21 protein-coding genes and 4 tRNA genes are annotated in these 23,403 nt (G+C 59.9%); 9 read left to right on the forward strand and 16 right to left on the reverse strand.

What is annotated here, in order from left to right:
• The first annotated feature begins 1 nt into the window (after window position 1).
• The 4 genes from AB5Y67_RS04490 (at window position 2) to AB5Y67_RS04505 (ending at window position 377) form a co-directional block, all read left to right on the forward strand.
• Window positions 2–77 (forward strand) — tRNA-Gly (locus tag AB5Y67_RS04490).
• Between the two features lie 24 nt (window positions 78–101).
• Window positions 102–177 (forward strand) — tRNA-Gly (locus tag AB5Y67_RS04495).
• A 24-nt stretch (window positions 178–201) separates the two neighbouring features.
• Window positions 202–277, forward strand: a tRNA-Gly gene (locus tag AB5Y67_RS04500).
• 24 nt (window positions 278–301) lie between these two features.
• Window positions 302–377, forward strand: a tRNA-Gly gene (locus AB5Y67_RS04505).
• Window positions 378–758: 381 nt separating this feature from the next.
• Here AB5Y67_RS04505 and AB5Y67_RS04510 read toward each other — a convergent pair.
• The 3 genes from AB5Y67_RS04510 to AB5Y67_RS04520 form a co-directional block, all read right to left on the reverse strand.
• Complete coding sequence (locus tag AB5Y67_RS04510) at window positions 759–968, reverse strand: cold-shock protein (protein WP_005338972.1); 210 nt, start codon at window positions 966–968, stop codon at window positions 759–761.
• Window positions 969–1,242: 274 nt separating this feature from the next.
• Window positions 1,243–1,911, reverse strand: a complete 669-nt coding sequence (locus tag AB5Y67_RS04515; protein ID WP_064338700.1) for a LysM-like peptidoglycan-binding domain-containing protein — start codon at window positions 1,909–1,911, stop codon at window positions 1,243–1,245.
• 99 nt (window positions 1,912–2,010) lie between these two features.
• Entirely contained in the window at window positions 2,011–4,113 is a 2,103-nt protein-coding gene (locus tag AB5Y67_RS04520) for a methyl-accepting chemotaxis protein (RefSeq protein ID WP_325793955.1), read from the reverse strand.
• A 274-nt stretch (window positions 4,114–4,387) separates the two neighbouring features.
• Between AB5Y67_RS04520 and gltX the strand changes: the two genes are divergently transcribed.
• Window positions 4,388–5,803 (forward strand): glutamate--tRNA ligase, encoded by a 1,416-nt coding sequence (gltX, locus tag AB5Y67_RS04525; RefSeq protein ID WP_199427894.1) that lies wholly within the window; start codon window positions 4,388–4,390, stop codon window positions 5,801–5,803.
• A gap of 174 nt (window positions 5,804–5,977) precedes the next feature.
• On the opposite strand, the gene AB5Y67_RS04530 is transcribed toward gltX, so the two are convergent.
• From AB5Y67_RS04530 to ettA, 3 genes are all read right to left on the reverse strand, one after another.
• Window positions 5,978–7,321: an NCS2 family permease gene (locus AB5Y67_RS04530; RefSeq protein WP_005343409.1), complete on the reverse strand. Its 1,344-nt coding sequence runs from the start codon at window positions 7,319–7,321 to the stop codon at window positions 5,978–5,980.
• Between the two features lie 264 nt (window positions 7,322–7,585).
• On the reverse strand, window positions 7,586–7,915 hold the full coding sequence (locus AB5Y67_RS04535; RefSeq protein ID WP_150390315.1) for a hypothetical protein: 330 nt from the start codon (window positions 7,913–7,915) through the stop codon (window positions 7,586–7,588).
• 93 nt (window positions 7,916–8,008) lie between these two features.
• Window positions 8,009–9,676: an energy-dependent translational throttle protein EttA gene (gene ettA / locus AB5Y67_RS04540; protein WP_199427893.1), complete on the reverse strand. Its 1,668-nt coding sequence runs from the start codon at window positions 9,674–9,676 to the stop codon at window positions 8,009–8,011.
• 242 nt (window positions 9,677–9,918) lie between these two features.
• Here ettA and AB5Y67_RS04545 point away from each other — a divergent pair, with 242 nt between their 5' ends.
• On the forward strand, window positions 9,919–10,494 hold the full coding sequence (locus tag AB5Y67_RS04545) for a Crp/Fnr family transcriptional regulator (RefSeq protein ID WP_199427565.1): 576 nt from the start codon (window positions 9,919–9,921) through the stop codon (window positions 10,492–10,494).
• Window positions 10,495–10,551: 57 nt separating this feature from the next.
• Complete coding sequence (locus tag AB5Y67_RS04550; protein ID WP_040068684.1) at window positions 10,552–11,115, forward strand: YgjV family protein; 564 nt, start codon at window positions 10,552–10,554, stop codon at window positions 11,113–11,115.
• A gap of 8 nt (window positions 11,116–11,123) precedes the next feature.
• Here the strand turns inward: AB5Y67_RS04550 and AB5Y67_RS04555 are convergent, their stop codons facing one another.
• Window positions 11,124–11,978 (reverse strand): lytic transglycosylase domain-containing protein, encoded by an 855-nt coding sequence (locus tag AB5Y67_RS04555; RefSeq protein WP_199427566.1) that lies wholly within the window; start codon window positions 11,976–11,978, stop codon window positions 11,124–11,126.
• A 172-nt stretch (window positions 11,979–12,150) separates the two neighbouring features.
• Here AB5Y67_RS04555 and AB5Y67_RS04560 point away from each other — a divergent pair, with 172 nt between their 5' ends.
• Complete coding sequence (locus AB5Y67_RS04560; RefSeq protein WP_199427567.1) at window positions 12,151–12,393, forward strand: hypothetical protein; 243 nt, start codon at window positions 12,151–12,153, stop codon at window positions 12,391–12,393.
• Window positions 12,394–12,548: 155 nt separating this feature from the next.
• On the opposite strand, the gene AB5Y67_RS04565 is transcribed toward AB5Y67_RS04560, so the two are convergent.
• From AB5Y67_RS04565 to AB5Y67_RS04580, 4 genes are all read right to left on the reverse strand, one after another.
• A complete protein-coding gene (locus AB5Y67_RS04565) occupies window positions 12,549–12,737 on the reverse strand; it encodes a hypothetical protein (RefSeq protein WP_040068682.1) in 189 nt (62 codons plus the stop codon).
• A gap of 204 nt (window positions 12,738–12,941) precedes the next feature.
• Window positions 12,942–13,547, reverse strand: a complete 606-nt coding sequence (locus AB5Y67_RS04570; RefSeq protein ID WP_199427568.1) for a DUF2076 domain-containing protein — start codon at window positions 13,545–13,547, stop codon at window positions 12,942–12,944.
• A 110-nt stretch (window positions 13,548–13,657) separates the two neighbouring features.
• Window positions 13,658–14,671, reverse strand: a complete 1,014-nt coding sequence (locus AB5Y67_RS04575) for an NAD-dependent epimerase (protein ID WP_199427569.1) — start codon at window positions 14,669–14,671, stop codon at window positions 13,658–13,660.
• Window positions 14,668–16,047 (reverse strand): UDP-glucose/GDP-mannose dehydrogenase family protein, encoded by a 1,380-nt coding sequence (locus AB5Y67_RS04580; protein WP_088870053.1) that lies wholly within the window; start codon window positions 16,045–16,047, stop codon window positions 14,668–14,670. Before AB5Y67_RS04580 ends, AB5Y67_RS04575 begins: the two co-directional genes overlap by 4 nt.
• A gap of 243 nt (window positions 16,048–16,290) precedes the next feature.
• Between AB5Y67_RS04580 and AB5Y67_RS04585 the strand changes: the two genes are divergently transcribed.
• On the forward strand, window positions 16,291–16,902 hold the full coding sequence (locus AB5Y67_RS04585) for a YitT family protein (RefSeq protein WP_005349421.1): 612 nt from the start codon (window positions 16,291–16,293) through the stop codon (window positions 16,900–16,902).
• 101 nt (window positions 16,903–17,003) lie between these two features.
• Here the strand turns inward: AB5Y67_RS04585 and AB5Y67_RS04590 are convergent, their stop codons facing one another.
• From AB5Y67_RS04590 to AB5Y67_RS04610, 5 genes are all read right to left on the reverse strand, one after another.
• Window positions 17,004–18,050 carry an ABC transporter ATP-binding protein gene (locus tag AB5Y67_RS04590; RefSeq protein ID WP_199427570.1) on the reverse strand — a complete coding sequence of 349 codons (1,047 nt, stop codon included), beginning with the start codon at window positions 18,048–18,050 and terminating at the stop codon, window positions 17,004–17,006.
• Entirely contained in the window at window positions 18,047–19,105 is a 1,059-nt protein-coding gene (locus AB5Y67_RS04595; RefSeq protein WP_199427571.1) for an ABC transporter ATP-binding protein, read from the reverse strand. Before AB5Y67_RS04595 ends, AB5Y67_RS04590 begins: the two co-directional genes overlap by 4 nt.
• A 31-nt stretch (window positions 19,106–19,136) precedes the next feature.
• Window positions 19,137–20,954: an extracellular solute-binding protein gene (locus AB5Y67_RS04600; protein WP_199427572.1), complete on the reverse strand. Its 1,818-nt coding sequence runs from the start codon at window positions 20,952–20,954 to the stop codon at window positions 19,137–19,139.
• A 149-nt stretch (window positions 20,955–21,103) separates the two neighbouring features.
• Window positions 21,104–22,147: an ABC transporter permease gene (locus tag AB5Y67_RS04605; RefSeq protein WP_005343430.1), complete on the reverse strand. Its 1,044-nt coding sequence runs from the start codon at window positions 22,145–22,147 to the stop codon at window positions 21,104–21,106.
• 109 nt (window positions 22,148–22,256) lie between these two features.
• Window positions 22,257–23,282, reverse strand: a complete 1,026-nt coding sequence (locus AB5Y67_RS04610; RefSeq protein ID WP_031227629.1) for an ABC transporter permease subunit — start codon at window positions 23,280–23,282, stop codon at window positions 22,257–22,259.
• Window positions 23,283–23,403 lie beyond the last annotated feature (121 nt).

Here is a 23,403-nt window from a genome sequence, read left to right on the forward strand (position 1 = left end):
TGCGGGAATAGCTCAGTTGGTAGAGCACGACCTTGCCAAGGTCGGGGTCGCGAGTTCGAGTCTCGTTTCCCGCTCCAATCACTTGCAGATGACATTCTGTTGCGGGAATAGCTCAGTTGGTAGAGCACGACCTTGCCAAGGTCGGGGTCGCGAGTTCGAGTCTCGTTTCCCGCTCCAAACATTTGTAAGTGACATTCCGTTGCGGGAATAGCTCAGTTGGTAGAGCACGACCTTGCCAAGGTCGGGGTCGCGAGTTCGAGTCTCGTTTCCCGCTCCAATCACTTGTAAATGACATTCTGTTGCGGGAATAGCTCAGTTGGTAGAGCACGACCTTGCCAAGGTCGGGGTCGCGAGTTCGAGTCTCGTTTCCCGCTCCAATCTCTCTTCAAATTCAGTATCTTTCCCCCCAAGCTCACGAATTCAGTTTCTCCATACAATCGCAGCCACATTCAGTTGGTAGAGCATGATCCGCGCTTGCCAAGGCTGGGGTCGCGAGTTCGAGTCTCGTTTCCCGCTCCAATCTCTCTTCGAAGTTTTCATAATCCCTTTGAATTGCCCTTCACATCGCGCTGCGATGCTTTGTCGTATCTGGCGTTTACTCAGCGCGTCTCTACCACCTCCTGCCAACAGGAAAGGGATGTGGGCTCATGGTGCGGATTGTACGAGGCAAGCGGTTGTGACAGGTGGTGGGAGGCGAGAATTGCGGGCAAAAAAGAGGAGGGGCCTTGGCTCCTCCTGCATGATTCACTGGCGCGGGCTTAGACCAGAGTAACGTTTTCAGCCTGAGGGCCTTTCTTGCCCTGGGTCACAGTGAACTGGACTTTTTGACCTTCAGCCAGGGTTTTGAAACCGGTGCTCTGGATGGAGGAGAAGTGAACGAATACGTCCGGACCCTGGGATTGTTCAATAAAGCCAAAACCCTTGGTTTCGTTGAACCATTTTACCTGGCCGGTGCGAATGTCAGACATGTGCTAAATCCTATCAATAACAAAATGAAACTAAGCCCGTGCTGGGCTGCATTTGCCTTGCAATCAGGGGTTGGCTCATGACTGACCACGTCTCTTTGTCCCAGTAGCACGTAGAACAATCCCTGTCTAAAGCACAAACGATTGTACGTTAGCGCCGATCCTTGTCAATTTGACCCCTTTCGTTTTTTGAACAAGCTAAAAATATTGTGAAGTCAGTAGCTTATTTGAAGATATTTGGCTGAAAAAAACGGGAGGCCAGCGCCTCCCGTTTTTGTTATTCCTTGAGGGCGAACCCTTCGCCCTGCCGGTCGTAGCGGTAAACCGCCTGACCGTAGGAGCGGATCTCCACCCGCTGGATGCGTCGGGTGTCGTCCACCAGGATGAAGATAGAGCGGCCCGATTGCAGGCGGGTCAGGGGGCGATCCGGCCCCTCGATGGCGATCAGGCGGCTCAACTCGGCACCGGGTAACTCGAATTTACGCCAGATGGAGTAGAGGGTTTCACCCGCCTGCACATCGTGTTGCAGCCAGGTGCCGTTGACCTTCTCTTCGACCGGCTTGGCTGCCGCGGGGGTACTGCCTGCCGCGTCACTGCCGACAGTTAGAGCTTGAGCAGGCACGGCCAGCGGCACTTCCAGCGAGCCGGAAGGGGCGGCTTTGGGGGCGGATGGTGCCGGCTCCCAGGCCAGCACCAGCAACCAGAGCGGGATCAGGATCAGCAGACCTATGGTGTTTTTACGCGGCAGCGGGCTGGACAGCTTGAATTTGCCTGCTTTGGCATCCTGGCGACGTTGGCCGAGGTTGCTCATCCCTTGGCCAAAACGTTGGCGCAGGGACAGGGTCGCGGCATTGATGCGATGGAGCAGGGATCCTTGTGATTCGTCTTGGCGACGCTGCTGGGCTCGTCTGTTATGGCCTCGTGGGCGACGGTCCGGGGTGGGCACGGCATTTACCTCTCACTACATTGCCTGCCATCAGGCAAATTCGCCGCCTATGGTAAACGGACTCGCCCCCGAGGGGGAGAGTCCTGAGGCGGAAAATTATCAGCTGAGACGAAATTGACCCAATAATTGCTGCAATTTGTCGGCCGCCTGACGCAATGCCTGACTGGCTTTGGCCGTTTCGGTCGCATCCTGAGCAATGTCGTTGGCCAGTGCGTTGGTTTTTGACAGGTTGCCGGAGACGGTTTCTGAGACCGAGCTCTGCTCTTCGGCGGCGGAGGCGATCTGATAGGTCATGTCGTTGATGGTGGAGATGGCCTGGTAGATGCTGCCGAGCGCCTCTTCAGCCAGATCCGCCTCGCCCACCGCCTGATGGGTCAGCTGCTGGCTCTGGGTGATGGCGTTGACTGCATTGGTGGAGCTCTGGCGGATCTTCTCGATCAACTCCTGGGTGTTCTGCACCGCCTGCTGGGTATTGCCCGCCAGTTTGCGCACCTCGTCGGCCACCACCGCAAAGCCGCGGCCTTGTTCGCCAGCCCGCGCCGCCTCGATGGCGGCGTTGAGGGCCAGCAGGTTGGTCTGATCGGCAATCCCCTGAATGACGGTGAGGATGCTGGTGATTTGGGCGCTGTCGTGAGCCAGCCCTTCCACCACTTCGGCCCCTTTACCTGCTTCTGCTGCGACCTTGTGCATCGACTGGATCACCTGCTGGAAGCGCTCCTTGCCCTGATCGGCAGCGCTTTGTGCCTGTTTGGCCGAGTCGGCGGTGTTGTTGGCGTGGGTGGCGACCTCCTGACTGACGTAGGACATCTCCTGTACCGCGGTCAGCATCTGCTCCATCTCCGCCTGATGGTGCTGCAGATTGTTGTCGGTCTGACCGGCGATGCGATCGGTATCACCGGCGTAGCGGTTCACCTCGCTGGCAGTCTTGAGCACATCCCCGAGCAGCCCTTGCAGCTTGTCGATAAAGCGGTTGATCCCCTTGGCGAGATCCCCCAGCTCATCCACCGAGCGGGTTGCGAGACGTTTGGTGAGATCCCCTTCACCATCGGCGATGTCATCCACCAGGCTGACCATCTGACGAATGGGGCCAGTGATGCTGCGGGCAATCACCAGCATGGTGGCCAGCGCCAGCACCAGTACGATAACGGCGCCCACCAATTGCTGGGTCATGGCTGCCTGGTTCATGTCGCTCAGCTGGCTTTCCAGTTGATCGGCGCCCGCCAGTACCACCTTGTAGGGCAGGGTGACGATGATGGCCCAGTTGCGGCTCATTCCCGGCACCATGATGGGGACGGAAATACGGAATGACTCGTCCAGCTCCTGACGCTGAACTTCCGGTTTCAGGTACTGTTGCCACTGGTTGCCCAGCACCTTACTTGCGCTGCTGCCGAGCAGGCTGGCATCACCGCTGGTGCCGGTGATGACACCGGCGGCGCTGACGATCAGGGTTTCGCCCTTGCCGTCATAGATATTGCTATTGAGGCTCTTGGCCTGACGACTGATGGAGTCCACCGCCAGATCGAGGGCTGCGATGCCGCGGAACTGGCCATTCACCATGATGGGGGTGGTGATCGTGCTCACCAGCACCTGCTGACCATTGATATCCACCTTGAAGGGATCGATGAGGCAAGAGCGTCCTTCCCGTTTCGGGCAGGCGTAGTAGTCGTTGGCGGGATTGCCGAATTCGTCCGGGTCGGTTTTTTCGATGGAGAGCAGCAGATCGGTACCGATTTGATCCTTGTCGCGATAGAAGTAGGGCACGAAGCGCCCCTTGTCATCACTGCCCAGCGCACTCTGGCCAGCAAAGCTGGCATCCTGACCGTCGAAACCGTTGGGCTCGAAGCCGGCGAAGGCGCCATAGAGCTGGGGCTCCAACGCCAGTTGTGCCTTGAGCAGGTCGGTGGCCTGCTGGCGATCCAGCGGCAGTTTGCCTTGCTGTTGCAGGGCGAGGGCGCTGGCCATCTGCTGGGTGTAGGAGAGCCCTTTTTGCAGCAGTTGGGTGATGGTGGCCGCCTCGGCGCGGGCATTGGCGCTGACCTTCTGCCATGCCTCCTGCTGCAGCGCTTCACGGCTGGAGCTGATGGTGAGTTGTTGGGTCTGTTGGCCGGAGTATTGGTTGAGCAGGATCAGGATGACCAGGGCTGCGGTCATGGCGATCCCGGCCATCACTAGAATGCGATTCTGGATAGAACGGAACTGCATCGTCTCTTCCTTGTTCGTGAGAAGTGTGGTGAGCGTTATTTGGGTATCGACCGGAGGAGGCAGCTCTCCAGCATTGTGCATAGCAAATCGGAAACGGGGCTTCGGTTTTGCGATCCTCTTCAAATATCGGGCTACAGATGCAAATGGCGACAGATTTAATCCCCTACTTTAGCCCGCAATGGCGTCATGGTTTTCCCATCCGTGATTGTCGGTGCTAAAATGCGACGGTTTTTTCTAACGAATTGGCCCAAGGCCCTCTACACAAGGCTTAAAGATGAAAGTCAAAACCCGTTTTGCTCCCAGCCCGACCGGCTTTTTGCATGTCGGCGGTGCCCGTACCGCACTCTATTCCTGGTTGTTTGCAAAGAACCAGGGCGGTGAGTTCGTGCTGCGTATTGAGGATACCGACCTGGAACGTTCCACTCAGGAGGCGATCGACGCCATCATTGAGGGCATGGAATGGCTGGAGCTGAACTGGGATGAGGGCCCCTACTACCAGACCAAGCGCTTCGATCGCTACAACGCGCTGATCGACGAGATGCTGGCCGATGGCCGCGCCTACAAGTGCTACTGCTCCAAAGAGCGTCTGGAAGCGCTGCGTGAAGGCCAGATGGCCAACGGCGAGAAGCCCCGTTATGACGGCAAGTGCCGCGACCACGCCCACGATCACCCGGCCGATGCGCCGCACGTTATCCGCTTCCGCAACCCGACCGAAGGTTCCGTGGTGTTCGATGACCACGTCCGTGGCCGCATCGAGTTCGCCAACACCGAGCTCGACGATCTGATCATCCGCCGTACCGACGGCGCGCCGACCTACAACTTCTGTGTTGTAGTCGATGACTGGGACATGGAGATCACCCACGTGGTGCGTGGTGAAGATCACATCAACAACACCCCGCGCCAGATCAACATCTACAAGGCGCTGAACGCGCCGGTGCCGGAGTTTGCCCACGTCTCCATGATCCTGGGTGACGACGGCGCCAAGCTCTCCAAACGCCACGGTGCCGTTTCCGTGATGCAGTACCGCGATGACGGCTACCTGCCGGAAGCGCTGCTGAACTATCTGGTACGTCTGGGCTGGTCCCACGGCGATCAGGAGATCTTCACCCTGGAAGAGATGATCAAGCTGTTCAGCCTGGATGCCATCTCCAAGTCCGCCTCAGCTTTTAACACCGACAAGCTGCTGTGGCTGAACAACCACTACATGCGCAGCCTGGATCCGGCTTATGTGGCCAAGCATCTGGCATGGCACATGGAAAACCAGAAGATCGACACCAGCAATGGCCCGGCTCTGGCCGACGTGGTCACTCTGCTGGCCGAGCGTTGCAACACCCTGGTTGAGATGGCCGCCCAGAGCCGCTACCTGTTCGAAGAGTACGAGGCGATCGACGAAGCGGCTGCCAAGAAGCACCTGCGTGGCGTAGCTGCCGAGCCGCTGGCTCTGGCCAAGACCAAGCTGGCCGCACTGGATAGCTGGACCACCGAAGCGCTGCACGAGCTGATTGAAGCGACCGCTGCCGAGCTGGGTCAGGGCATGGGCAAGGTTGGTATGCCGCTGCGTGTGGCCGTCACCGGCCTAGGCCAATCCCCTGCCATCGATGCCGTGATGGCACTGGTCGGCAAGGATCGTGTACTGGCGCGTATCGACCGCGCACTGGCTTACATCGAAGTCCGCATGGCTGCCGAGTAAGTTCTGCCGAGGTGGCAGGCGAGGGGATAACCTCGCTCTGCCATATGCTGAATAGCAAAAATCCGAAGCCACAGGTTTCGGATTTTTTTATGGCCAGCGCACAGGTTGATAGCAACGCCGGAATAAAAAAATGCCAGTCAGCTGACTGGCATTTTTATTGGGACAGAGTGCCGCTTAGTGGCTATCGACCCAGACGAACTTGAGCACGAACAGCAGGGCCACCACCAGCACGCAGGGGTTGATCTCGCGCCAGCGGCCGGTGCCCGCCTTCATCACGCAGTAGGAGATAAAGCCCACTGCGATCCCCTCGGTGATGGAGAAGCTGAACGGCATCATGACGGCGGTCATGAAGGCCGGTACCGCTTCGGTCAGATCTTCCCACTTCACCCGGGTCAGCTCGGAGCACATCAGCACACCCACATAGATAAGGGCGCCAGCGGCGGCATAGGCCGGCACCATGGCGGCGACTGGAGAGAAGAAGATCGCCAGCAGGAACAGCAGGCCGACCACGATGGCGGTCAGACCGGTACGGCCGCCGACGGCGACGCCGGAGCTGCTCTCGATAAAGGCGGTAACCGAGGAGGTGCCCATGAAGGCGCCGCCGACGGAGCTGACGCTATCCACCATCAGGGCCTGTTTCATGCGCGGGAAGTGGCCCTTGTCATCGGCCAGCTTGGCGCGGTTGGTGACACCGATCAGGGTGCCGGAAGAGTCGAACAGGTTGACCAGCATAAAGGAGAAGATGATCCCGGCCAGGCTGATATCGAGCGATCCCATCAGATCCAGCTGGCCGAACACCGGTTCGATGCTGGGGGGCATGGAGACGAAGCCCTTGAAGGTGACATCGCCAAACAGCCAGCCCAGACCCGTGGTGACCACGATGGCGATCAGCACGGCGGAGTGGACGCCGCGGGCGGAGAAGATGCAGATCAGGAAGAAACCGAGCAGACCCAGCAGGCAGGGCAGGGAGGTGAGGTTGCCCACGGTTACCATAGTCGCGGGGCTAGCGACCACGATCCCGGCGTTGTGCAGGCCGAGCAGGGCGATCAGCAGACCGATACCGGCGGTGATGCCGACCCGCAGGGTGAGTGGGATGTTGCCGATCAGCCAGTAGCGCACCCGCAGCAGGGTAAGGATCAACAGACCCATGGCACCCCAGAAGATGGTGCCCATGCCCACTTGCCAGGAGTAACCCATACCTGCAACCACCACGAAGGCGAAGAAGGCGTTAAGGCCCATGGCGGGGGCCAGCGCGATGGGCAGGTTGGCCAACAGGCCCATCAGGATGCTGCCGATACCGGCAATGAGGCAGGTGGTGACGAACACGGCCTGGGTGTCCATGCCCGCCGCAGAGAGGATCTGCGGGTTGACGAACACGATGTAGACCATGGTCAGGAAGGTGGTGATACCGGCAATCACTTCGGTGCGGGCGGTCGTGCCATGGCCTTGCAGGGCAAACAGGCGCTCAAGCAATCCTTGCCCGGCGGCCTGATTGGCAGCTTGGTGTTGTTGATTCATGTTGGATTCCAATAGGTGACGTGAAATAAGCAGCAGGGGAACGGGCTATCCCATCCATGCGGGGTAAATTGCCCTGTTTCTGGCGGTTAAGTAACCAGACTCGTCCTGATACCGTGACAGCGCGCACATTTTTACACAGGCGGCGCCGTTTACAAACCCCGGATCTGCGAAGCAGATCAATGAATAGAGTAAAAATTCAAACGTTTGCTTTTTGAGCGTGAAAAAAGGTTCTCAGCAGAGAACCTTTTATCGAAAATTGGGGGCTTAAAGGGTCTTGAAGTAGCGCTCGACCAGCTGGGCCAGCACAGAGTCGAGCCGGTCTTGTACCTCACCCAGCTCGTGGCCGAAGCGGCGCAGAAAGAGGCTTGCCTGCTCTTCGGTCAGCTTGCGCCCCTCGATAAAGAACTCCTGCTCCGGTAGTTGCTTGTCGTAGCGGGGGATCAGCACCCAGCTCACCAGCTCGGGCTCCACGGCGGCAAAAATCTTGGCGGCAGCAGCACAGAAGGTCTCTATGTGCTCCTTGCCATCCGGCCCGAGGCAACCCGGTTCAACCCGGATCTGGATGGTGAGTTTTTTCTCTATGGGGGTCGTCATCGTGCTACATCCATGCAAAGGCATCCGTCTAGGATTGTAAGTCAAAAGGCAAGAGAAAGGGGAGCCGAAGCTCCCCTCAACACGCAGTTAGCCTTATTTGGCGATGCGCTTATATTTAGCGCGGTGCGGCTGGATCGCCTCGGCGCCGTAGGTCTTCTTCTTCCACTCTTCGTATTCGGTAAAGTTACCTTCGAAGAACTCGATCTTGCCCTCATCCTGATAGTCAAGGATGTGAGTGGCGATACGGTCGAGGAACCAGCGGTCGTGGGAGATGACCATGGCACAACCCGGGAACTCCAGCAGGGCGTTCTCGAGGGCGCGCAGGGTTTCGATATCCAGATCGTTGGTCGGTTCATCCAGCAGCAGCACGTTGCCGCCGGTCTGCAGCAGCTTGGCCAGGTGCAGACGACCGCGCTCACCACCGGAGAGTTCGCCAACCCGCTTCTGCTGGTCGGAACCCTTGAAGTTGAAGCGGCCGATATAGGCGCGGCTCGGGAACTCGTAGTTGCCGATGCGCAGAATATCCTGACCGTCAGCGACCTCTTCGAAGACCGTCTTCTTGTCATCCATGCTGTCGCGGAACTGATCGACAGAGGCCAGCACCACGGTTTCACCCAGGGTAATGGCACCGGAATCCGGCTGCTCCTGACCCGACATCATGCGGAACAGGGTTGACTTACCGGCACCGTTCGGGCCGATGATGCCGACGATGGCACCCTTCGGAATGGCAAACGACAGATCGTCGATCAGCACCCGATCACCGTAGGATTTGCGCAGGTTGGCCACTTCCACCACCTTGTCGCCGAGGCGCGGTCCGGGCGGAATGAACAGCTCGTTGGTCTCGTTGCGCTTCTGGTAGTCGTTGGTGTTGAGCTCTTCGAAGCGAGCCATACGGGCCTTGGACTTGGCCTGACGTCCTTTCGGGTTTTGACGAACCCACTCCAGCTCTTTCTCGATGGACTTGCGGCGAGCCGCTTCGGAACTGGCTTCCTGCGCCAGACGTGCGTCCTTCTGCTCCAGCCAGGAGGAGTAGTTGCCTTCCCACGGGATACCTTCGCCGCGGTCCAGTTCCAGGATCCAGCCTGCCACGTTGTCGAGGAAGTAACGGTCGTGGGTGATGGCCACAACAGTGCCTTCGTAGTCGTGCAGGAAGCGCTCCAGCCAGGCCACGGATTCCGCATCCAGGTGGTTGGTCGGTTCGTCCAGCAGCAGCATGTCCGGCTTTTCCAGCAGCAGACGGCAGAGTGCCACACGGCGGCGCTCACCACCGGAGAGGTGCTTGATCTTGTCATCCCAAGCTGGCAGGCGCAGGGCATCGGCCGCACGCTCCAGCTGGTTTTCCATGTTGTGGCCGCCCTGGGCCTGGATGATGGCCTCCAGCTCGCCCTGTTCGCGGGCCAGCTTGTCAAAGTCGGCATCCGGGTCGGCGTAGGCCGCATAGACCTCGTCCAGACGGGCCATGGCGCGCTTCACCTCGCCAACGGCCTCTTCGACCGCTTCGCGTACGGTCTGCTCTGGCTCCAGCTTCGGCTCCTGCGGCAGGTAGCCGATCTTGATGCCGGGCTGTGGACGGGCTTCCCCTTCGATCTCGGTATCGATGCCCGCCATGATGCGCAGCAGGGTCGATTTACCGGCGCCGTTCAGACCCAGCACGCCGATCTTGGCGCCCGGGAAGAAGCTCAAGGAGATGTTCTTGAGAATATGACGCTTGGGCGGCACTACCTTGCCGACCCGGTTCATGGTGTAAATAAATTGAGCCATTGGCTAATTCTCTTCCTTTTCAGCAGGTTAATGTCTTGGCATTAACAGACTGATGTCGTGGTGGGGCCAGGTCGACACAGGTCAACCGGGTTCCAAAAAACCCGTCGATTGTAAACCAACGGACGAGGGGGGGCAAAGGTGGCACCCGGCTATGTCCCCCCTTTGCCGCAGCGGTCACGCCTTGCTGCATCAGCCGTGCAATTTGGGCATGATGTGGGCTGCCGTTTTGTTCCGGAGCCGTCATGAACCCATCTCCTCAAGCCCCCTCACTGGCCGACTTTCTCTGCACAATGGGATTGGACGCCGCGCTGAGTGAAGCTCTCTGCCAGCGCTTGCCACGGCAGACGCTGCGCGCCGGTCAGGCACTGTTGGCGCAAGGGGCAGAGCAGGAAGCTGCCTTCTATATCGAAGCGGGCATCGCTCGCGCCTGCCACTACACCCGGGACGGACAGGAGCGCTGCAAGGAGTTCTACTTCGAGGGGGAACTCTGCCTGCTCTATGACAGCTGGCTCACGGGATCGATCGCCCGCTATCAGCTGGAGGCGCTGACGGAGTTGCAGGTGGTGCGGGTGCCGCTCACCCTGCTGGATGAGCCCGCTTGGCAGCCGGTTTGCATGGCCCTGCTACGCCTGCAGCTCGGTTACAAGGAGCGCAAGGAGGCGTTTTTGCTGCTTCACTCTCCCGAGGAGCGTTATCGGGAGCTCTGCCACACCTTCCCTCACTGGCCTGCGCGGCTCACTCAGGTGCAGCTCGCCAACTATATCGGTATCAGTCCGGTCACTCTGTCACGGATCCGCAGGCGCATTAACACGGGTTAATGCCGCTCTCCGACCATCCCCTCAAGCTGCGCCATCCAAATGACGGATGAGGTGTGGATGATGTCGCTGTTTCTGTGGTCGCAGCTGGTGGTGAGCCTGGCCTTGTTGCTCGATCTGTTGTCGTTTCAGTTGCGGGATCGCCGCAGGATCCTGGCCTGTCTGGCCCTCTCCTGCGCCCTCAATGCCGGTCACTTTGCCCTGCTCGGGCAGTGGTCGGCCGCCAGCCTGTTGCTGCTAGCCAGTATGCGCTTTGTTGTGAGTATCTGGCTGGTTCGCCGCATCTTGATGTGGTTTTTCATGGGGTTGGCCTGTGCGGCTGCGCTGGCGACCTATCAGGGCCTGCTCTCATGGATCGGGCTGCTGGCGAGCCTGCTGCAAACCCGGGCGGCCTTCTGCCAGGATGATCGCCTGCTGCGGCGCTGGATGCTGCTCGGCACCCTCTGTTGGTTGGCCAACAACTTGCTGGTGGGTTCACCGGTGGCAGCGCTGATGGAGGGGCTGTTTCTGGTCAGCAATCTGGTGGGTTACTACCGCCACTATGGCTTCGATTATTGTGGGCGTGCCCGCCACAGTGGCCGCAGAAAGAGGCGTGTGCCGCCTTCCGATCGGGCGAGCTTCTGATTTTCCGCTCAGGGCTGTTTGTGGCCAGCGAAGTAGAGCACCCGTTTCACATACTCCTGCGTCTCGTCATAGGGCGGGATCCCGCCATAGCGTTCCACCGCTTTTTCCCCGGCATTGTAGGCTGCCGAGATCAGTACCCAGTCGCCATCGAAGCGGCGATCCAGCCACTTGAGATAACTGACGCCACCCTTGATGTTCTGGGCTGGATCGAATGGCCGGGTTACCCCGAACCGTTGCTGGGTTTCGGGGATCAGCTGCATCAGCCCTTGGGCATTCTTGGGGGAAACGGCACGGCTGTTGAGATTGGATTCGGCGATGGCAATCGCTAGTACCAGCCGGGCATCCACCTTATGGTGTTTGGCGGCGTGACGCAGCATGGTGACCAGCTTCTGTTTGCCCGGTGACTGGCGTGCCAGATATGCCTCGACATTGAACGGTGTGCTGGGCAAGGCGGAATAACTCCCTTGTCCGCCGCGCATGCCGACACCGCACTGATCGCCCATGGGGGCATTGCCGACCCGCGGGTTGTAGTAGCGGCTGGCCTGCTGGTTGCCCAGGCGCATCGCCATGGCGAGATAACTGTTGGCCAGCTTGGCGCTGCGCACCGAGGCAGGGCCGGTGGCGAGCAGACGGCCGATCCGGAAGTATCCTTCTGGGTTGCCGGTGCTGGCGGCGACACAGTAGAAGGCGATGGCTTTTTGCAGATTGCCGTGTTGCTGGGCCACTTGACCCTGCTTGAGCGCCGTCAGCGCCTTGGGGGCCTGTCTGAAATCCCTGCCTTGTGCCATCGCCCGCGGCGTACCTGCCAGTAACAACGACAAAAAAAGCAGCAAAAACAGTCCGTTTTCGCTGATGTGCCTCATGGGTTATCTCCTGTTTGAGTACAGAAGATATAGAGGAACATGGCTGCTATCGCCACGAACCCAGTGGATCATGTTGTTATAGCGGGGGGATTTCAGAGAGCAAAACGGTATGGAACTTATAGGCTAGCCAATTGTGCCCTCAATCTAAAAATAGATTGCAAGGGACGTATTATTGGTCAGGCTGAGCTCCATCAGCTCCATCAGCTCCATCAGCTCCATCAGCTCCATCAGCTCCATCAGCTCCATCAGCTCCATCACCGCCGTTGCCGCCGTTGCCGCCGTTGCCGCCGTTACCGCCGTTACCGCCGTTGCCGCCGTTGCCGCCGTTGCCGCCGTTACCGCCGTTACCGCCGTTACCACCGTTACCACCGTTGCTTCCCAGTACGGAGACTGGTTGGTTGTTACTAAGTGTTGAGCAGTCATCCCCTGTTGGGCATGGGGATTGCGCCCACAGCGAAGCACTTTGCAGGCAAGCAAGTAGTATCAGGCTCGAATAAAGTGGGGAAGTTGAGTTCATGATATCGACCTTGTTAGATGAAGAAGCGTTGGCATAAGGATTTCTTAACAAACTCAGACATCCAAGTGGTAGGTAGATTCGTCTGGTTGGGCGGCTGGTAACTGGCGATATATCAGTCCAATTTCGCTGACAACCCAGAGCGAAAGCAGGGCCAGAAGGCTGAGCAGGGGAAGCAGAGAGTGGCTCTGGGTCAGGGCATAGGCCGCAATGGCGGCACCGGTCAAAAGCAGGGTTCGGATCATGAGGTGGCTCCTTGTCGTCATGGGGGTGTTGCGTGGCCACGGACAGAGCGCCTGGGGTCGGGAGTTGTTCCCGGGTGGCACGAAGCGCGCTGAGTATATCGCGTCATGCCGCTGCCGATCCGTGGTGTCATCACACTTTCCATAGTCATGGGTTTCGTATCGAGTTGAGCCCCGCTAGGTGCGGGGCCAGTAATGGTTTGACGGTCAGAAGAAACCGTCGTTGTTATCGTCACTGTCGGCCCAGCCGCTACTCTGGCTATCGTCGTCGAGAAAATTGCTGCCAGCATCGGGAGGTGAATCCCAGCCGTCCCAGCGCACCGGTTCCGCATCGACCGGATTGGCGATGGGCGCTGGCTCTATGATGTCGATGATCTCCTCGGGCCGATTGTTGTGAAACAGTCCGCCGATCATATCGGCCAGCATCACACCACCGGCCACACCTGCGGCGGTTTGCAGGGCGCCACCCAAAAAGGAGCTGGCACGGGACGCAGGTTGGGCAGGAGCGGTTGCCGGTGGCGGAGTGAAGCGCGGGGGCGGGTTGCTTTCGCTACCAAACAGGCCGGAGAGGAAACTGCCGCCGCTCGGGGCGCTCTGGCTGGACTCCAGCTCCTTGATCCGCTCGTTGAGGCGAGTAAGGGCTGCCTGCTGTATCAGTAGCGCCTGGGTCATGTAGTAGGGGGCATCCGGCTGCTGGGCCAGATGCTGGCGGATCAGCTGATCCGCTTGTTGGTCTCGCTCGCTATCCCTGGCTTGCGCTTGCTTGAGGCGGTCGAACAGTCCATCGATCAGACCCTGTTCCTGTGATTGCATCTCAAATCCTCGCTATGGTGCGCAGACAGTGCGTTTAGCCATCCTAAAACCCGCGGGGCATCAGTGGTATCTGATTAACTCATCAATGACCGAGGGGTTACCCGCGCTCGTCAGCGGGCGGGCCGGTAGTAGTCGAGATACCAGCGGACGAACTTGGCAACCCCCTGCTTGAGGGGCGTAGCGGGGCGCAGGCCGGTGAGGGTGTGCAGCGGCTCGCTGTCAGCCCAGGTGGCGTGCATGTCACCTGCCTGCATCGGCAGCATCCGCTTGATGGCGGGCTTGCCGATGGCCTCTTCCAGCGCTTCGATAAAATCGAGCAGCCGCACCGGCTGGCCGTTGCCGATATTGAGGATGCGGTAGGGAGCTGCGCTCTCGGCCGCGTTCTGCTCGCTGGCGTGCCAATCGGGATTGGGACGGGGCGGCTGGTCGGCCACGGCGAGGATCCCCGCGACGATATCGTCTATGTAGGTGAAGTCGCGGCTGAGATCGCCGTTGTTATAGACGTCGATAGGTTCTCCCGCGAGGATGGCGCGGGTGAACTTGATGATGGCCATGTCGGGCCGACCCCAGGGGCCGTAGACGGTAAAGAAGCGCAGCCCTGTGGTGGGCAGGCCATAGAGCGCCGAGTAGGCGTGGGCCATCAGCTCGCCGCTCTTCTTGGTGGCGGCGTAGAGGGAGACCGGGTGATCTACCTGCTGCGCGGTGGAGTAGGGCATCTGCTCCCCCATGCCATAGACCGAGCTGGAGGAGGCGTAGATGAGGTGCTGAATCCCGTGGTGACGACACCCCTCCAGCACCGTCAGCATACCGGTGAGGTTGCTGTCGGCATAGGCGAACGGATTGTCGATGGAGTAGCGCACCCCCGCTTGCGCACCCAGATGGATCACCCGTTCGAAACGGTTGCTGGCAAACAGGGTCGCCATCGCCTCGCGATCCGCCAGATCCAGCCGCTCGAAGTGAAAATGGGGGAAACTGGCCAGTTGGGCCAGCCGCGCCTCTTTCAGACTCACCTCGTAGTAGTCGTTGAGGTTGTCGATCCCCACCACCTGATGACCTGCGGCGCACAGCTGGCTGGCCACGTGAAAGCCGATAAAACCGGCGACGCCGGTGACCAGATAGATCATGGTTGAGTCTCCGGGTTGCAGCTGGTGTTGGCAGGCGGCTTTTTGGCGGGAAGATGTGGTCGCCCGATGGCGTGATAGTCAAACCCGAGTTCGCTGAGCTGGCGCGGGTCATAGAGGTTGCGGCCATCGATGATGACAGGCTGGTTGAGCAGTGCTTTCAACTGTTGGAAATCGGGGGCGCGAAACGCCTGCCATTCGGTACAGATCAGCAGGGCATCAGCCCCTTCCAGCGCAGATTCCTGAGTGGGGCAGAGCAGCAGATCCGGCCGCTGGCCGTAGATCTGGCGGGCGCGCTCCATCGCCTTGGGATCAAAGGCCTGCACCCGGCCACCGGCAGCCCAGATGGCGGCCAGCAGCGGGCGGCTCGGCGCATCGCGCATGTCGTCGGTGCCGGGTTTGAACGCCAGCCCCCACAGGGCGAAGGTGCGGCCGCGCAGATCCGGGCCGAAGCGGGTCAGCAGGGTTTGCGCCATCTTCTGTTGCTGGCGCTGGTTGACCTGCTCGACCGCCGCTAAAAGCGGGGCGTCGCAGCCGACACTCGCCGCGGTATGGCGCAACGATTTGATATCCTTGGGGAAGCAGGAGCCTCCGTAGCCGCAGCCCGGGTAGATAAAGTGGTAACCGATGCGGGGATCGGCTCCCATCCCCTGACGCACCGCCTCGATATCGGCCCCCAGCTGCTCGGCGAGGGCCGCCATCTCGTTCATAAAGGAGATCTTGGTGGCCAGCATGGCGTTGGCGGCGTATTTGGTGAGCTCGGCGCTGCGCAGATCCATCACCACGATCCGGTCGTGATTGCGGTTGAAGGGGGCGTAGAGGGCGCGCAACTGCTCAAGTGCCCGCTCGCTGTCACAGCCGATGATGATGCGATCTGGCCGCATGCAGTCGTTGACCGCCGCCCCCTCCTTGAGAAACTCGGGGTTGGCCGCCACCTCGCAGGTGAGGGTCTGCCCACGTTCGGCCAACTGTAGCTCAATATGTTCCCTTACTTGCTGCGCCGTGCCGACCGGTACTGTGCTCTTGGTCACCACCAGCTTGGGGCGGCTCATCAGTCGGCCTATGGTGTCGGCCACCGCCAGCACATGTTGCAGATCGGCCGAGCCATCCTCGTCAGCCGGGGTGCCGACGGCGATCAGCAGCAGATCGGCGTGTGCCACGGCAATGGCGGGATCGACCGTGAAGCTCAGGCGGCCGCTGGCAAGATGGCTCTCGACCAGCGGGGCCAGCCCCGGCTCATAGAAGGGGATCTGCCCCAGCCTGAGGGCGGCGATCCGCTCGTCATCCACATCCACGCAGCAGACCTGATGGCCCACCTCGGCCAGAACGGCGGCCTGCACCAGCCCGACATAGCCTGTGCCAAAAATGGTGACCTTCATGAAAAGTGCCTCGTGCTGTGAATGGAGTGATGGCGCGCTTAAACCGCGGCATGCTGCATCTTGGTGCAGCGAGTGTCAATGCCAGATGACAGGCACCAGAATGGGGCGTTCAGCCTGACTGTTGTGATCCTTTTCACAAAAAATAGACTGGACCCCATAACGAAGCCCTGTGGACAGGGCTCGCAGCCCGCCCGCAACGGCAGGCGACAGACACTCTCTCTTTACTTCGCTTGGATACAGGTTATGGACAACACCTCGATTCGCACTGCCCATCCCATTTATGAGGATGTGCTGGCCCTGCTGACGGCGGCCGGCTTTGTTTCTCTCGGCATCTTTCTGTTTCATCAGGTTGGCCTGCTCACTGGCGGCACTGCCGGGCTGGCGCTGTTGCTGCAAAAGGTGACCGGCATCAGCTTCGGCCTGCTGTTTTTCGGCATCAACCTGCCCTTCTATGCGCTGGCATGGCTGCGGATGGGGCCACGTTTTACCTTCAACACCTTTGTCTCGGTGGCGGCGGTCTCCTACATGACCGATCACCTCAACGGTGTATTGCAGATCGGCAAGATAGAGCCTCTCTATGCGGCGCTGATCGGCGGTACCCTGATCGGCATGGGGCTGCTCATCATGTTTCGCCACAAGTCGAGTCTGGGGGGCTTCAACATTCTTGCGCTCTTTATTCAGGATCGCTTTGGCATCCGGGCGGGCAAGCTGCAGATGGGGCTCGATTGCGCCATTGTTGTTGCCTCGTTTTTCGTGGTGCAGCCCTGGATCCTGGCGCTCTCCATCGTGGCGGCGGTTATCTGTAATCTGGTGTTGACACTCAACCACAAGCCGGGCCGCTACCAGATTGCCTGATGAGCGGTAGCCGTGACCCGATAAGACAAGAGTGACCCGATAGCACGAGGCGGCCTGATAGCCGCCTCGTCTGTTTCTACCCTGGGGTTTGTTTGCTGCGCCTAGCTCGCCTGTTCCAGCCTGCTGTCGCTGCTCATGGCGTTGCCACTGATGGCGCTGCCGCTGATAGCGTGATCACCGACGGCGAGCGGGGTGTGACAGGCCACCTGATGATGGGACTCATCACACGCCTCAAGCCTTGGCGCCTTGCTTTTGCACAGCTCGGTCGCATGGGGGCAGCGCTGGTGGAAGTGGCAGCCGCTTGGCGGCGAGATGGGGGAGGGCACATCGCCGGTCAGCAGAATGCGCTGGCTGCGCCTGCGTGGATCCGGCACCGGAATGGCGGAGATCAGCGCCTGGGTATACGGGTGGCGCGGCGCCAGATAGAGCGACTGGGCATCCGCCAGCTCGACGATCCGTCCCAGATACATCACCGCAATCCGATCCGAGATGTGTTTGACCACCGACAGATCGTGGGCGATGAAGATGATGGAGAGGTTCATCTCCCGCTGCAGGCTGAGCAGCAGGTTGACGATCTGCGACTGCACCGAGACATCGAGGGCCGAGACTGCCTCGTCACACACCAGCAGCTTGGGCTTGAGGGCGATGGCGCGGGCGATGCCGATCCGCTGGCGCTGACCGCCGGAAAACTCGTGGGGGTAGCGATCCACCGCACTTCCCGGCAGGCCCACTTTTGCCAGCAGCTCTTGCACCCAGCCGCGCCGCTGCTCAGTGTTGCCTTTACCGTGGATGATAAAGGGCTCCTCCAGGATCTGGCCCACGGTGTGGCGGCTGTTGAGGGATTCTGCAGGATCCTGAAACACCATCTGCATCTCCTGACGCAGGGAGCGCATCTCCTTCGGGCTGAGGGCGGTGATGTCGCGCCCCTCGAAGGTGATGGTGCCTGCGGTCGGCTCGAACAGTTTGAGCAGGCTGCGTCCGAGGGTGGACTTGCCGCAGCCCGACTCACCCACCAGCCCCAGCGTCTCCCCCTGTTTCAGGTCGAAGCTGATGCCATCCACCGCGTGAACCGTATATTGCTTGCGCAGGAACCCGCCTCCCAGCCGGAAATGCTGTTTCAGATCCCTGACCGATAACAGAGTGCTCATACGGTCAACTCCTTCCAGTAGTGACAGGCGACATGGTGGCGCGGATTGAGTTGCTCCACCGCCGGAATGGCGCTGATGCAGAGATCGGTCGCATGGGGGCAGCGGTTGGAGAAGCGGCAGCCAGCGGGCATCTCGTGCAGGGCTGGCACCTGTCCCTTGATGGTCTTGAGCAGGCTCTTGGGCTCATCCTCAAGGCGCGGGATCGAGCTCATCAAGCCGTGGGTATAGGGGTGACGGGGGTGGTCAAACAGCTCGAACACATCGGCCTGCTCTACCGCCCGCCCGGCGTACATCACCACCACTTCGTCGCACAGCTCTGCAACCACCCCCAGATCGTGGGTGATAAAGATGATGGCCATCCCGGTCTGGGCTTGCAGCTCTTTCATCAGTTCGAGGATCTGGGCCTGAATGGTGACATCCAGCGCCGTGGTCGGCTCGTCGCAGATAAGCAGGTCTGGCTCGCAGGAGAGCGCCATGGCGATCATCACCCGTTGGCGCATGCCGCCGGAGAGGTTGTGGGGATAGACCGCAAAGCGCTGGGCCGGTTCCGGGATCCCCACCTTCTGCAGCATGGCGATGGCCGCGGCTTTGCGCTGGGCCTTGTCATACTCGGGGCGGTGGAGGCGAAACACCTCCATCAGCTGCTCCCCCACCGTCTGCACCGGGTTGAGGGCCGTCATCGGCTCCTGAAAGATCATCGAGATGCGGTTGCCGCGCACCTTGTACATCTGATCCGGCGCAAGTGACAGCAGCTCCTCCCCCTGAAAGCGGATGGAACCGGCGACTACCTGACCGTGGGGCTTGGGCAGCAGCCCCATGATGGCGAGTGAAGTGACACTTTTGCCACAGCCAGACTCGCCGACGATCCCCAGCGTCTGACCGGGGGTCACCTTGAAGCTGACCCCGTCGAGCACCTTGATCTTGCCGTCATCGACGGCGAACTCCACCTCGAGATCGCGTACTTCGAGGATTGGGGCTGGGTGCTGGCCGTTATCAACGGCGAACTCCCCCCCGTTATCCGGTACGTCAAGAATGGGGGCCTGAGTGTTGGGCATAACGGCTGCTCCCTTCGCAATGGCCTGAATATCAATGACGTGCATAGGTCTTGTCGAGCAGGTTGATGGGCGCCAGCGCCTCCCCTGCCTCCTTGGCGTTGCGGGTCTCTTCCTTCACCTTGGGATCGAGCCAGAGCAAACCGCCGCTACTGTGAGGATAACCATCCATCGGCCAGTAGAGCAGATCCGGTGTGTTCTTGGTGGCAGGCACCTCCGGCAGCATCACATAACGCCAGCTGCTGGCCCGTACATAGTTGAGCTGCACCCCGGGTACGAAGATGGCGAGATCATAGATGCGCTGCTGGATCTGCCGGGAGAGCTTGGCCCGCTTGGCCATGTCGAATTCGACGTTGTAGGCGTCGATCAGCGCGTCCAGCTCCTTGTCCGCTACGTTGAACAGGTTGTTGGTCTGCGGCTTGTTGGCGTTGGCGGAGTGGAAAAACTCCCAATATTGCGGATAGAGACCGCCGCCGCCCCAGCCGAGCCAGGCCGCTTCGTGTTTCTTCTCCAGCATCACCTTGAAACCGGTGGCGCCATCCACCAGATTGAGCTCCAGATCCAGACCCGCCTTCTTGGCCTCCTCTTTCAGCACGGTCAGGCGCTTGGAGTGCTCCTGACTGGTGTAGGTGAGCGCCAGCGTCAGCCGCTCCCCCTTCTCATTTTGCAGGATTCCGTCCGGCCCCGGCTTGTTGTAGCCGCCCTTGGCAAAGTACTCCCGCGCCTTGCCGATGTCATAAGCCCGCTCCGGCAGCGTGATGTCAGTGAACTCGCCAAAGCCCGAGTCAAAGGTGGTGGCTCTGTCGTAGTCGCCGCGCAGCACGGTCTCGATCATCTTGTCGATGTTGAAGGCGTGCTGGATGCCGAGGCGCATGTTTACGTCCGCCAGCTTGGGGTTGGCCACATTGAGGTGAACCCCCTGACCGCCCTGTTTGGTATCGGTCATGGCCATTACCTTCTGCACGTAGCCTTTTTTGTACTCCGGGGTGACCGCTTTTTCATGCCACCAGTTGGGCAGGATCATCTCGAAGGTATCGATCTCCCCTTTCAGGAAGTGGCGGAAGGCGATGTTGTGGTCACGGATCACCTGCACCTTGATGGTGTCGATGTTGAATCTGTGCTGGTTGTAGCGATCGTCTTTTGCCCACCAATCCTTCTGCTTGCTGAAGGTGACCGACTTGCCCTTCTTGACGTCGCTGATCACGTAGGGACCTGTGGTGGGCACCACGGCCCAGTTGTACTGCTTCACCCAGTTGGGGGTCAGCTTGTAGTAGTGCTTGGGCTGGGGCCACAGCTCGGTGGTGTTGAGCAGGTCCATCTTGGCTTTGCGGTTGCCCGCTTTGACCATAATGGTGTGATCATCGATCTTCTCTACCGCGACCACTTCAGTGGTGTAGTAGTTGTTGAACCAGGGCCCCTTGATGTGTTTGGAGCGCATCATCTCGTAGCCGAAGGTGTAGTCGTCAGCATTGACCGGCTTGCCATCCGACCATTTGGCGCGGGGATCCAGCTTGAAGTAGACGGTCTGGCTGTCTGGCGCGATGGCCCAGTGGGTCGCGAGCGAGGGGATGGGGTTGCCGGTATTGGGGTGGAAGCTGATGAGTCGCAACTGGTTATCGAGAATAAAGGAGCGGAACGAACCGTTGGAGTCAGGTCCCACGGTGCGAAACGTCAGCGGAAAGCTCTCCACAAACATATTGAGGCTGCCGCCCGACAGCGCCTTGGGGGAGGCGAACACAGGATCCGTGTCGTTGGTCTCCCATTTGAGATCCGCGGGCAGGCTGGCCGCCCAGACCCAGGATCCGTTTACCAGCACAAAGAGAGCACCTATCCATTTGATTTTATTTTTCATGTTTGACTTCCAGGTCTGGCCCCTGCACTGGGGGTCTTGATTGATAACGGGATTATCCCTTGCTCCCGGGACCGCCGATGGCGGCGGCCCGTCCTTCATTAATCACGGTTCGTTACCCGACGCCTGCCGATGCACTGGCATCGGCTGGCTTATTGGTAACGGGTAAATTTGCGTGGATCGAACGCCTCGCGGATCGCCTCACCGATAAAGGAGACCATGATCAGTACCAGACTCACCGCGGCCACCACCGAGCTGACGATCCAGATGGCATCCAGATTGTTGATGCCCTGGGAGAGCAGCTCCCCCCAGCTCGGGGTCGGCGGCGCAAGGCCAAAGCCCAGATAGTCGAGTGCCGTCAGGGTGGAGATATTGCCCACCACGGCGAATGGCGCCAGGGTAACGATCATCATCAGGGTGTTGGGCAGGATGTGGTTGAAGATGATCCGCCCGGTGGTCGCCCCTTGTGCCCGCGCCGCCATCACATAGTCTCGCGCCCGCTCCTTGTAGGTGAGGGTGCGCATATACCAGGTGATCCCCATCCAGCCGAACAGCACGTTGATGGCGACAAACAGGCCGAAGTTGGGCTTGGCCAGCGACACCAGGATCATGATGACGTAGAGAAACGGCACCTGGGACCAGATCTCGATAAAGCGTTGCAGGATGAGATCAAAGCGGCCGCCGAGAAAGCCCATCAGACAGCCGATGGTGACTCCGATGGCGTAACTGGCCGCCAGCGCGATAAAGGCAAAGCCGATGGCGATGCGAAAGCCGTAAACCAGTCGAGCCAGCACGTCGCGGCCGCTGGTGTCGGTGCCGAGGAAGTGGCGCTCGGCCGCGCTGGGGGCGTAGGGTGGGTAGGCATCCTCCTTGAAATCCTGCTCGTAGGGGTTCCAGGGCACCGGCGGCAGCAGCACCCAGTCGCCCTGGCCCTCTGCGGCAAATTTGGCCTTGAGCTGGCGGTAGTTGGTCTCGTATTCGTAATCGAGCCCGAACTGCTGACCGGGGATCACATCGCCATAGGTGGGGAAGTGCAGCTGGCCCTGATAGCTCACTATCAGCGCCCGGCTGTTGACCAGCAGCTCCGCCAGCAGGGAGAGCAGCACCAGGGTAGTGAAGATGATGAAGGAGTAGTAGCCGCGCTTGATCGACTTGAAGCGCTTGAGTTTTTTCAAGGTAACCGGATTGAGCTTCATGGTCAGTCTCCAAACCGCACGCGGGGATCAACAGAGGGTGCAACGCAGATATCGGAGACGATATGGCGTGATATCAGCATAGGCATGGCAATAGAGGTCTGGTTCATGGTCAATCTCCAAACCGCACGCGCGGATCAACAAGGGCAACGCAGATATCGGAGACGATATTGCCAATCAGCATCAGCATGGAGGTGATGGCCAGAATGCCCATGACGGTGGGGTAATCCCGTTCGACGATCGCCTCGTAACCGAGCAGGCCGATGCCGTCGATGTTGAAGATGGTCTCGATGAGGAAGGATCCGCCAAAGAAAACGGTGAGCACAGACCCCAGGTGGCTGGCGATGGGGATCAGGCTGTTGCGCATGGCGTGGTCGGTGACCGCCTTGCGAAACGGTAACCCCTTGGCCACCGCAGTACGCACATAATCGGCCGACAGGTTCTCCATCAGGCTGTTTTTCATGGTCATGGTGAGGATGGCGAAATCGCCGATGGCGTAGGCGATAAGCGGCAGCAGGGCGTGGGCAAAGACGGTGCGGATCTGATCCCAGCTGCTCTCCATGTACTCAAAGTCGTCTCCCGGAAAACCGCCCATCGGCAGCCACTCCAGATGGAAGGCGAAGACAGTGATGAGGAAGATCCCCACCACGTAGGCGGGCAGGGCATAGGCCATGTAGATAAGCATGGAGCTCAACGAGTCGAAGCGGCTGTTGTGCCTGAGCGCTTTCGCCACCCCCAGCGGAATGGAGACCGCATAGCTCAGCAGAAAGGTCGCCAGCCCGAAGAAGGCGGTGACCGGGAGCCGCTCCTTGATGAGATCCCACACCGGTTCGTAGTAGCGGGTCGATTCGCCCAGATCCAGCACCGCCAACTTCTGCAGCCACTCCCAGTAGGCGACCAGCATGGGCTTGTCGAGGCCATAGAAGGCCTTGAGCTCCTCGATCTGTTCATCGGAGAGAGCCTGCGCCCCCTTGCTGCCACTGGAGCGGCCAGATTCATTCTGGGAAACCTGGGCTTGCAGCAGCATGCGTTCGACCGGACCGCCCGGCACGAAACGGGTGATGGTGAAGACGAGCAGGGTGATACCGAGAAACGTCGGGATGATCAAAAGCATCCGGCGTAGGAAATACGACAGCATGGTGGAACCTCGTCCTTGTTGTTCTTTTTTGCGGCCAGTCAAATCCGGTGACGGGCCTGTCCTTCCTGGCATTACGCGCTGGATTGGTTGCCAAACAGCAGACAATCCGCTTGGCCACTGT

Source organism: Aeromonas sp. s12, from assembly GCF_040907925.1.
Classification (GTDB): domain Bacteria; phylum Pseudomonadota; class Gammaproteobacteria; order Enterobacterales; family Aeromonadaceae; genus Aeromonas; species Aeromonas veronii.

What these genes read in the sequence shown, in the direction of transcription:
- AB5Y67_RS04555 (WP_199427566.1), bottom strand. Translation starts at nt 11,978, where the DNA reads ATGAGGCACATCAGCGAAAACGGACTGTTTTTGCTGCTTTTTTTGTCG.
- AB5Y67_RS04510 (WP_005338972.1), bottom strand. Translation starts at nt 968, where the DNA reads ATGTCTGACATTCGCACCGGCCAGGTAAAATGGTTCAACGAAACCAAG.
- ettA (WP_199427893.1), bottom strand. Translation starts at nt 9,676, where the DNA reads ATGGCTCAATTTATTTACACCATGAACCGGGTCGGCAAGGTAGTGCCG.
- AB5Y67_RS04585 (WP_005349421.1), top strand. Translation starts at nt 16,291, where the DNA reads ATGGACAACACCTCGATTCGCACTGCCCATCCCATTTATGAGGATGTG.
- AB5Y67_RS04520 (WP_325793955.1), bottom strand. Translation starts at nt 4,113, where the DNA reads ATGCAGTTCCGTTCTATCCAGAATCGCATTCTAGTGATGGCCGGGATC.
- AB5Y67_RS04565 (WP_040068682.1), bottom strand. Translation starts at nt 12,737, where the DNA reads ATGATCCGAACCCTGCTTTTGACCGGTGCCGCCATTGCGGCCTATGCC.
- AB5Y67_RS04605 (WP_005343430.1), bottom strand. Translation starts at nt 22,147, where the DNA reads ATGAAGCTCAATCCGGTTACCTTGAAAAAACTCAAGCGCTTCAAGTCG.
- AB5Y67_RS04595 (WP_199427571.1), bottom strand. Translation starts at nt 19,105, where the DNA reads ATGCCCAACACTCAGGCCCCCATTCTTGACGTACCGGATAACGGGGGG.
- AB5Y67_RS04570 (WP_199427568.1), bottom strand. Translation starts at nt 13,547, where the DNA reads ATGCAATCACAGGAACAGGGTCTGATCGATGGACTGTTCGACCGCCTC.
- AB5Y67_RS04550 (WP_040068684.1), top strand. Translation starts at nt 10,552, where the DNA reads ATGATGTCGCTGTTTCTGTGGTCGCAGCTGGTGGTGAGCCTGGCCTTG.
- AB5Y67_RS04580 (WP_088870053.1), bottom strand. Translation starts at nt 16,047, where the DNA reads ATGAAGGTCACCATTTTTGGCACAGGCTATGTCGGGCTGGTGCAGGCC.
- AB5Y67_RS04535 (WP_150390315.1), bottom strand. Translation starts at nt 7,915, where the DNA reads ATGACGACCCCCATAGAGAAAAAACTCACCATCCAGATCCGGGTTGAA.
- AB5Y67_RS04575 (WP_199427569.1), bottom strand. Translation starts at nt 14,671, where the DNA reads ATGATCTATCTGGTCACCGGCGTCGCCGGTTTTATCGGCTTTCACGTG.
- AB5Y67_RS04590 (WP_199427570.1), bottom strand. Translation starts at nt 18,050, where the DNA reads ATGAGCACTCTGTTATCGGTCAGGGATCTGAAACAGCATTTCCGGCTG.
- gltX (WP_199427894.1), top strand. Translation starts at nt 4,388, where the DNA reads ATGAAAGTCAAAACCCGTTTTGCTCCCAGCCCGACCGGCTTTTTGCAT.
- AB5Y67_RS04530 (WP_005343409.1), bottom strand. Translation starts at nt 7,321, where the DNA reads ATGAATCAACAACACCAAGCTGCCAATCAGGCCGCCGGGCAAGGATTG.
- AB5Y67_RS04600 (WP_199427572.1), bottom strand. Translation starts at nt 20,954, where the DNA reads ATGAAAAATAAAATCAAATGGATAGGTGCTCTCTTTGTGCTGGTAAAC.
- AB5Y67_RS04545 (WP_199427565.1), top strand. Translation starts at nt 9,919, where the DNA reads ATGAACCCATCTCCTCAAGCCCCCTCACTGGCCGACTTTCTCTGCACA.
- AB5Y67_RS04610 (WP_031227629.1), bottom strand. Translation starts at nt 23,282, where the DNA reads ATGCTGTCGTATTTCCTACGCCGGATGCTTTTGATCATCCCGACGTTT.